This is a genomic window from Bartonella sp. CR127HXZ (genome assembly GCF_042194555.1).
GTDB lineage: Bacteria > Pseudomonadota > Alphaproteobacteria > Rhizobiales > Rhizobiaceae > Bartonella > Bartonella grahamii.
Window position 1 is genome coordinate 125845 of the sequence record NZ_JBHIMZ010000006.1, and the last position, 8577, is coordinate 134421.

6 protein-coding genes are annotated in these 8577 nt (G+C 39.1%); 3 read left to right on the forward strand and 3 right to left on the reverse strand.

Annotation, left to right across the window (positions count from 1 at the left end):
- Nucleotides 1–941: 941 nt before the first annotated feature.
- Nucleotides 942–1955, reverse strand: coding sequence for a sensor histidine kinase (locus ACFIKY_RS05225; RefSeq protein WP_375635650.1), 1014 nt, complete (start codon nucleotides 1953–1955; stop codon nucleotides 942–944).
- A 22-nt stretch (nucleotides 1956–1977) separates the two neighbouring features.
- Nucleotides 1978–2772 carry a response regulator gene (locus tag ACFIKY_RS05230; protein WP_015856822.1) on the reverse strand — a complete coding sequence of 265 codons (795 nt, stop codon included), beginning with the start codon at nucleotides 2770–2772 and terminating at the stop codon, nucleotides 1978–1980.
- 168 nt (nucleotides 2773–2940) lie between these two features.
- On the opposite strand from ACFIKY_RS05230, the gene ACFIKY_RS05235 reads away from it, so the two are divergent.
- The 3 genes from ACFIKY_RS05235 (at nucleotide 2941) to ACFIKY_RS05245 (ending at nucleotide 5379) form a co-directional block, all read left to right on the forward strand.
- On the forward strand, nucleotides 2941–3165 hold the full coding sequence (locus tag ACFIKY_RS05235) for a NepR family anti-sigma factor (protein WP_375644534.1): 225 nt from the start codon (nucleotides 2941–2943) through the stop codon (nucleotides 3163–3165).
- Nucleotides 3166–3172: 7 nt separating this feature from the next.
- Nucleotides 3173–3727, forward strand: coding sequence for an RNA polymerase sigma factor (locus ACFIKY_RS05240; protein WP_375635652.1), 555 nt, complete (start codon nucleotides 3173–3175; stop codon nucleotides 3725–3727).
- A 224-nt stretch (nucleotides 3728–3951) separates the two neighbouring features.
- The gene (locus tag ACFIKY_RS05245) at nucleotides 3952–5379 is read left to right on the forward strand and encodes a sensor histidine kinase (RefSeq protein WP_375644535.1); all 1428 of its coding nucleotides are present in this window, start codon (nucleotides 3952–3954) and stop codon (nucleotides 5377–5379) included.
- An 839-nt stretch (nucleotides 5380–6218) separates the two neighbouring features.
- Here ACFIKY_RS05245 and ACFIKY_RS05250 read toward each other — a convergent pair.
- Nucleotides 6219–8204, reverse strand: coding sequence for a M23 family metallopeptidase (locus ACFIKY_RS05250; protein ID WP_375635655.1), 1986 nt, complete (start codon nucleotides 8202–8204; stop codon nucleotides 6219–6221).
- Nucleotides 8205–8577 lie beyond the last annotated feature (373 nt).

Sequence of the window (8577 nt, forward strand, 5' to 3'; positions counted from 1 at the left end):
GTTCCCCCTTTGAGATGTCCGTTCCCCCTTTGAGATGTCCGTTCCCCCTTTGAGATGTCCGTTCCCCCTTTGAGATGCCGGTCTATAGTGAATTAATAAAAGTCATTGGCTTGCACGTCATAAAAGGCTGTGTGTGGGCTTTGTGTTGGTGAGAAATATTTGAAAAAAGACTAAAATGCCCCTTATGAACGCTCTCAAAGGTCAATGGCTGTTGCAACATGAGGGACAAAGGGTATGATAATGCTCAGCTACTACTTTTATGAAGTGAAAAGAGGTATGAAGGTAAAGAAGGATGTGGAGTAAAAAGGGGCGTGCTTGATGGTTCACTTTACGGGGGCTATTATATTTTATTTACAGACACTGTTTTGAAATGAGCGTGGATGCGCTGGGAAATATTAAAAAAGTGCGTGAATGAAAAACATAAGTGTATTCTGTTTTAGGATGTCCTATTGTACCTGAAGAGGATATCTCCATTAAAGAATGCGATAAATAAAAGCATAAAATGTGTAATTTCATCAGTTAATTGTTGTTGTCGTGGATGCTTTAGTCCCGTAAAGCTGAAGAGTGATGATGGATGTTAGCTTTACTCCTTGAAATTTTATATTCTGCCAAAATGGAATTGTATGCGCATTGCGAAAGTTACACAAAAAGAGATAGGTAATAGGTTCGCTTTTATTTGGCATATAAAAGCTGAAACGGTTTACTCTTCATTGTTTTGGTTTCTCTCTTAAAATATGCGGTTCTATAAGGGATGAAAGTTGATTGACAGCGGGAATGGAGTTTATATGGCTTAAGTTTTCATCGTTAAGGTTTTGGGGAACTATTGGGGGACATAGTGGTTGGTTTAAAGAGGCTGGAAAATATCTTTGTGCTTAATAAAATAGATGAGAAATTTTGCTGAAAAGGGAAAACTTCTCTTGTTTGTTATTTGAAATGCTCTTTTAAGAAAAAATATCAAAATAAGTATCAGGAACAGAGAGGCAATAGACAATTCCTTCTTTTGTCAATTTGAGGAAAGCGGAACCATTCACGGAAATGGGAACGATTTTTTCGAGAACGGCACTACCAAAACAGGCTTTTTTATTGTTTGGGGGGGGGATGTCGGATTCAAAATTTTCATGCCAAGTGATGATAAGTTGCGTTTTGCCATTCAGTTTTGTTTCGATTTCACAGCGTACACAGATGCTACCCTTTTCTTGGGAAAGGGCTCCAAAAGAAAGAGAATTTACAATTAGTTCATGAAAAGCCAAACCAATATGCAAAGCGGCATTGGGAAAAAGATAAGGATCTACGCCTTCAAGTGAAAAACGTTCTGTTTCTTTCATAAAATAGCCTAAAGCCTGCATTTGGACCAATTCGCGAAATTGAGCGCCACGCCAATCGGAATCAGTGATCAGATCTTGAGAATGAGAAAGAGAATGAAGACGACCTTGAAATTTGCGTAAGAAAACCTGAAGAGATTCAGTATAGCGGGCGGTTTGGCTGGCAATACTTTGAATGATCGCTAGAAGATTTTTAGAACGGTGACTGACCTCGCGAAGAAGGATTTTGAGCACTTGTTCACGGCGGCGTAAACCGGAAATATTGACACCGGTGGTGATAATACCGATAATGTCTCCGTTATCATTACGATGGCAATCAATAGAAAATTTATACCAAATCTCTTGTTTTTTTGTATCTTCAAAACGTGCTTCAACAGTTTGCATTTTGCCACTCGCTAAAACTTGCAGTTTGATGGTTTCCATATTGTCTGCAAGGTCAAGCGAAAAAAAGTCGCTGTCACGACACCCAACCCGCCATTTATTGTGCAAATGGTGTGGCAAGTTTTCAGCCCATAAATAAACCAGATTTGTTGCCTGATAGAGAACACAAATATCAGCACCACGAATCGCTTGCATGAGCGCACTCATATGAGATCTATCCATGGGAGGCTTTGAAAGAGGCGTAACGATCATAATTTTAAGATGTTACTCTGTTCTAAGCCGCTTTAGAAGCATTCTCTTGAAAAAATAAAGCTTGGGAAATAAGCGCTTTCACCATATCAGGGTTAAAAGGTTTGGTCACTAAAAAAGTTGGTTCTGGACGTTCGCCGGTCAGCAGCCTTTCGGGAAAAGCCGTGATGAAAATCACCGGTATACGGTCATTTTTCAAAATCTCGTTGACCGCGTCAATACCTGAACTGTTATCGGCTAATTGAATATCAGCCAAAATCAACCGTGGTTTTTTCTTATGATACATGATGACAGCTTCATCACGCGTGCGCGCTATTCCCACAACATGATGACCTAAGCTTTCTACCATTTGCTCAATATCAAGCGCAATAAGAGGTTCATCTTCAATAATCATTACTTCAGTGGCAATTTGTTGAGAAATATCAATGGATGCTTGGTTGAGAAGCTTACGAAATTCTTTCGTATCCAGATTCATGATTTCGCTGGCTTCTTGTTCATGAAATCCTTCAACGGCAATGAGCAAAAATGCTTGGCGCGCACGGGGCGTGAGATAGGATAATTTGGCACTGGTTTTTTGTTCAAGACCAAATTGGGGCAGGGGTTCAGGGATGTTCGGTGTGGTTTGGTCAAAAAGATGGCAAAAAAGCCAATAGGTACCAATTCGGTCACTGGATGCTTTGGGAAAAATGGAGATATCGGCAATGAGTGCTTCCAACATCGCTGACACATAAGCATCGCCAGAGGATTGGCTACCGGTGACAGAGCGGGCAAAACGCCGAAGATAGGGAAGATGCGGGGCAATGCGCGTTGATAATGACATAATTTATAACTCCTTTGATCTTTCAAGCATTTTGTTGGTTGAAATTCTCAACAGATAAAAAAGTTCCTTGATTTGTATGGAACTTTTTACCGATAGCCATATTTACAACCATAAGGCGAAAAATTCTTCGCGGTGCTACTGATATTATATGGATTAGGGGGATGAAAAATGAACAACCGTGATGAAAAAAATCTCACCACACAATTTACAGTTGGAGATGATCTTCTCGGGGTCAATAGCGAAATAGCACGGAAGTTACGTCAATTTTACATGGAAATTCAAGAAGAAGCACTGCCGCGGTGTTTGCTCGAGCTTTTAGAGAAGTTGGAGCGCGCAGAGCAATTTGGCTTAAACGCAGAGCAATTTGGCTTAAACAATGTGGAAAAGGTTTGAATCCTTTATGTCAAAGTGCGCGAAAAACTTTAAACAAGAACTCCTTTCGGTGTTGCCGGCTTTACGAGCTTTTGCTGTTTCTTTAAGTGGCAAGCAGGATAAAGCCGAAGATTTGGTCCAAGATACTGTTATGAAGGCATGGGCTAAGCAAGATAGTTTTGAGATGGGAACCAATCTTAAGGCTTGGCTTTTTACCATTTTGCGCAATGAATTTTACAGTCAAATGCGTAAAAAGGGAAGAGAAGTTCAAGATACCGATGGCGTGTTTACTCAAAATGTCGCTGTTCATCCTGCTCAATATGGATCGCTTGATTTGCAAGATTTCAAAAAAGCCTTAAATTTGCTTTCTGCCGATCAAAGAGAAGCCATTATTCTCATTGGCGCATCGGGGTTTTCTTATGAAGATGCTGCGGCTATTTGTGGTTGTGCTGTTGGAACCATTAAAAGCCGTGTGAGCAGGGCGCGTAATCGATTACAAGAACTTCTCAAGGTGGATGGTGAGTCTGATTATGGTCCTGATTCTTATTCAGCTGGAAGTACATTGTGTTCATTTAACGGCTAAAAAAGCATAATAATTATGATCGATAGCCTTGTTTTTTTTATTCCCGTTATAGCTATTACAGTAAAGTCAGTATCTGAGGAAATTCAGAGTGTTTGGCGTGTATCCTTAGGAACATAAGAAAAGCCTGTATAAACTTTCCCACGGGCTTTAGGTTTTATGTTCCATAAGGTTGCCTTCCTTTGTGCTGAAAAATGACGACTTTCAAGTTCGCCAATGGACATTCTATGACAACAAAAACAAATTTGATGCCTCAAATGCCTTCTTCTGATGCAACGATATCACGCTGGCGGTGGGTAGCGATTGTTGTTTCTCTTGTTATGGCTCTTTTGGCATCGGTTTTTATTATGTTGCTTTCAAATGCCGTTGATCGAGAAGTCGCACAGTTGAATACAAGTTCAGAATTACGCGAACAGGCTGATTTGGTCCTTATTAGCTTGATTGATATGGCTGTTGCTGATCGCAGCTATGCAAAAACGCGCAAGGTGGAAGATAAAATACGTTTTGAAAATGCAGAGCGGGAGTTGGGGGATATTCTCGATTATATCGCACTTATTGTTTATGCGCATCCACAATGGGATGAATGGTTTACGGCTTTTAAAAAAGAGGTTGAAGCACGAAAAGCATTTATGAATGCCCATATGCATGCTCTTGATGCGATTCCTGAACAACCTTCTCATGCTGCCTCTTTTGAAGTATCAAAGATTCCTGTGGCACGTTTAGCTCAATTGATGACAAGCTTTATTAATGGGGATGATGTGGTGCGACAAAAACAGCGTGAGGGTATTGCATTGATGCGGGCTGCTTTGACATTGGCGGCTATTGTTTCCGTTGTGAGTACTTTTATTTCTGCCTATTTTGTTATTAATCGTTTTCATCGTGATGTACGCTCTTTAAAATTGTATCAATTGCTGCTTCATAGCGAAAATATCGCTCTGGAAGCCCGCGTGAAAGAACGAACACAAGAATTAGAAAGAGCACGCAATCACGCTGAAAAAGAACGCCAACGGGTTGAAATATTGTTGCAGGATGCAAGCCATCGCATTGGCAATTCTCTTGGGACGGTGTCTTCTTTGCTGGGGCTCCAGTTAAACCGGAGCAAAAATGAAGAGGTACGTTCTGTTCTAGGAGCTGCACGCGATCGTATTCAGACAATTTCTACAGCACATCGTCGTTTGCGCTTAAGTGATGATATGGAAACGACTTTTTTGGCAGAGTTTCTCAGTTCTGTTGTGCATGATGTCGAATTGGCTGTCCCTTTTGAATTGCGTGAAAACATCACTATTCACACCAACTTTAAAGATTGTCGCCTGTCTTCAAGAGATGCGACAACACTTGGAATTATCCTTGGTGAACTGCTGACAAATTCCTTAAAACATGCCTTTCCTGATCAACGTACCGGTCATATTTATATCTCTTTTGGTCCCCAGAAAGATGGACAATTGATGCTCATTGTAGAGGATGATGGCGTGGGAATGAAAAGCCAAACTTTAGAACAAAAAACAGGACTTGGTCGTGTGGTCGTGGAACAGCTCTGTATGCAATTTGGTGAAAAACCTCTGTTTGAAACTTCTGCTTTAGGAGGCACAAAGGTTGTCATTCCTTTGCCAAAACTACGCATGAAGAGTTCAAAAAAAGCTCTGACTGATTTTTAAAAGGGATAAACTCCTTGCTCTCTGCTTGTTCGTTTTAATAAAAATGAGAATAAAATATGACTTAGATAACGCGAATACAGCACCATTTACATCAGATTGTCAATTGTCTTCAAGAGAAGCAACATTGCTTCTTCATCTTTTGGTCTTTTTGTTTTTCGCTTTGTTGACTCCGATTATAGGCTTTCAAAATTCTCCTTTTTTGTATGTTTTATAGCTTTTAAGTGCTTAAGTTAAAATTTAAATTTATTTTGAATAAGAGCTCCTTTAAATCAATAATACTTATATTAGTAAGCTCTATTTCTTTGCGAAGAGATTGTTTTTTCAAGTTTTGTTATTTTTTGTAAGGCATGTAAAACTTTAAATATATGGTGTTTTTGTAAAAGTGTGTAACGAATATTCTTAAGGATAACTTGCTCATAAAGTCTATGAAACACCGTCCTTTAGGGCTATGAACAGCATAAGCATTAGGTGGAATCTCTTCAACAAGAAGTCGGGTTGTTTATAGAATGATATGGGTTTTAGAATCTTCATCTTTAGAAAAACTCACCTTTGATTAAAATTTTATTGCATGGAAAACAAAGGGATTTTTATCGTTTTGATGAAACAAACAAGAAGAGTTAGCCTTTTTGGGTTTCATATTTTGCACTTTTCTATTATGCATAAACATGCAAAGGGGAGGGCGTTTTATTTTTAATCATTGTTATGCGACCTTGGGTGGTGGCATATTTCGGCGTATTCTTTATAGATGTTTAAAGTGCGAAAATCTCTTTGAGAAAAATAAGCGCTAAAGCATATTTTTTAGATGTTTTGAGTTGTAAAAATGCAGATGCTTTTATGCTTTAAGTCTCTTCGGAGGGGGGTATCGGGCTGTTGATCAAAGAATCAATATTGTTTTTTTCTTGTAGGAATGTTTGTAGGTCTTGATTGGTTAAGGCTTTGCTATCCGGTATACGGATGCGCATGGGATCAACTTTGACGCCATTGACAATGATTTCAAAATGACAATGGGGACCGGTTGCCATTCCTGTTGTTCCAACATACCCAATGATTTGTCCTTGTCGTACTTTCACGCCTGGTTTGATGTCTGGTGCATAACGGCTTTGGTGTGAATAACTGCTGATATATCCATTGGCATGTTGAATTTCCGTGTGATTTCCATAGCCACCTGTTACGCCTACTCTTGTGACAATACCATCTCCTACAGCAATAATGGGTGATCCTTTAGGAGCAACCCAATCAACTCCCGTATGCATGCGAACATAGCCTAAAATAGGATGTTTGCGTGGACCAAAGGGGGAGCCAAAAATCCCATTTGGTGTGGGTTTGCGCAGCAAGAAAGGCTTTGAACTCCTCCCTTCAGAATCATAATAATCAACGCTTCCATCTTTTAATTGATAACGGTAATATTTATAAGTTGTATTTCCAAAAGTTGCGCTAATATAACGAATTTCTGGATCAGTGTTTTTGGATGCTTCCTTTGCTTTCAAGTTCTTTTTGCCGTTTTGGTTTTCTTTATCGCTTTGTGGTACGGCATAAAATATTTCGATTTGATCATTGGGGGTTATCGGACTTTTCATGTCAATATTGGTGGCAAGCAGACGAATAAGACGATGAGAGAGAGATTGTGATATATTATGGCTTAGCAAGGCATTATAGAGTGCATCATAAGCTGTTGGTAATTGCGCGCTATTGATATAAGAATGCGGAATACCATTTTGAAAAGCCGTTTTAAGAGCTTTAGACATTTTAGGCTCTGTGCTTTCAATGAATTGGCCTTTATCATTCAGCGCAATGGTGAGAACATGATACATCCCTTGATAGATACTTGCGCGTACGAGATGGTCTTCTTCACCAGCTTGTGTCACAATACCAATGCGTAAAAGACTTCCCTCTTTAAGGGTATCGGAAAGGCTCATTTTTTCTAGCGTTTTTACAACCTGTTCAATTTGCTTTTTTGTATAACTGGTTTTTTTGAAAGCATCGGCTATCTTTTGTTTTTTACGAATAGGAATAATATCTTCAACATAGTTTTTTGTCAGATCGATACGGTGACTTTGAGGAGAAACGGTTACATTTTCTTGAACAATGCGAACTTCAGGGGATTCTGTGCCTTGGGAATCAGTGGATGCATCTTCTAATTTTAAAGGATCAATCAATGTGAGAACTGAAAGAAGTTCGGTACTTTTTTCTAAAGTGAATCCAGCTTTTTGCACTTCTTGTTGTGCCTCTTCATCTGTCAGCGTATCGTTGTTGTCAAAATCGAATTGATTTACCTTAAAATCATAGCTGCGTAAGGTGATTTTTGTTTCAACCTTTGCTCCATAAATCTGTCCAGAATCTTGTGGTTTGGCGCTTTGATTTTTCGAATCACTGGCAAGAATGCTTAAAGAATCAAATTTTGGATAGCTATATTTCTGGGGGCGCTTTTCGGCTAAAGCCATACGAATCCATTCAAAATGTTGTGTTTGAATAACTTGTTCATCGCCTTTTTTTTGCAGAATCGATAGTTCAAATTGACGTTTGCTGTCAAAGCTTTGTCGTGCATGGGTGGGAAAAATACGATCACCTTTATACCCATTGGCCTCAGGATCTTGTGTATGGGAGAGGTTTTCTTTTGTAAACCATTGTGGAGGGGTTACCAATCGCTGTTGTTCATCAAGAGCCGTAAAAAGTGCAATACCCATAAGAATGCAGGAAGTGATTCCTGTCAGAACGGTTCCCGTAAGCCAACGGGCCGAAACTTGTCGGCGCGCAGGACGCAAGCGTTTAACGACAAGAGCAGGGTCCTGTCCGGGATCGTTTTTTTGTTGTTCGTTATCCCACATAGATTTTAAGAGTACTTTTTCAATATTAAATAAAGAAAGCTAGCATAGCTTAGCATGTTTCTACAAGAATTTGATTCTTTTTACAAATTACAGATCATACGAATTCTCTTTATACAGTAATGTCTTTATGAATCGTACCTGTGCAGAAAAATTTCCTTATTAAAGTAACATAAAACAAGCGTTATTGTGATTAATCCATTCCTAGGCACTTCCTATTTTTATGCATTGCAATGGGGTGCTATATTTTACTTTAAAGGCGCCATGCTCCCTTTAACTCTTTCTGTTTTCATGTTTTATTTTTATTTTAGTGTAATGTATTGAAATACAACCAGTTGTTTATGTTATTTTATTTTAAAAAAAAGTAAAAAATGAT